The organism is Lactobacillus acetotolerans DSM 20749 = JCM 3825 (genome assembly GCF_001436775.1).
Classification (GTDB): Bacteria; Bacillota; Bacilli; order Lactobacillales; family Lactobacillaceae; genus Lactobacillus; species Lactobacillus acetotolerans.
Window position 1 is genome coordinate 771 of the sequence record NZ_AYZC01000085.1, and the last position, 822, is coordinate 1,592.

Genomic DNA, 822 nt, shown 5'->3' on the forward strand with positions numbered 1-822 from the left:
TACCATCACCCTGGAATTAATTGATCAGGCTTTAGCTAATGGGGTACCGGCACAATATGTCCTCTTTGACAGCTGGTTCAGCTCACCTAAAATGTTTTGGCAATTAAAGCAGCGTAAGCCGGACGGGGTAGGCATGCTTAAACAGAGTATTAAAATTTATTACCGCTACCGTGGGCGTGCATACGGTGTCAAAGACTTATATCAGCGCTTGGCCGCTTCTAACAGGAAGCGCAAAGAACATTATCTTTATAGCTGTGTCGTTGAAGCCCACTATCAGGATCATCGTTTTCCCTTAAAATTAGTTTTTGTTACTAAACGTGGCAATAAAAGCCGTTACCTAGTCCTAGCCACTACTCAGATTCAGCTACAGCCAGCAGAAATCATCCAGCTTTACGGGCGCAGGTGGCAGATTGAGACTTATTTTAAAGCCGCTAAACAATACCTGGCTCTAAATAAGTCACAGATACAGGATTATGATGGTCTTTGCGGTTACATTGCCGTAACCGGGCTGACTTATGATTTATTGGCCTGGCTAGAGCGACAAAATAAAGATGATCGGACTATCGGGGATTTATTCTACCTAATGAATACCGCCTTGCCGGATATTAAATTTTTAGATGCATTGGTCTACTTAATTGCAGTTTTACAAAAAGTAAAAAAAGACATAAATAAGCAAGTTGCTCAAACGCTGGCCAATTTTCTCAGTTACTTACCAGCTGGAATACGTAAAGTTTTGCGAAGACAAGTATGAACCCTAATTTAAGCGCAAAAAAGCCAGAACCGACGAGGGTTCTGGTGACTTTTAGTACTTTCAAGTTTCAG

General features: G+C 41.6%; 1 protein-coding gene. It reads left to right on the forward strand.

Going from position 1 to position 822, the window contains the following annotated elements; genetic code table 11:
- Window positions 1–751, forward strand: a 751-nt coding sequence (locus tag FC77_RS08320) for an IS4 family transposase (RefSeq protein WP_236699545.1), incomplete at its 5' end; no start/stop codon positions are given.
- Between the last annotated feature and the right edge of the window lie 71 nt (window positions 752–822).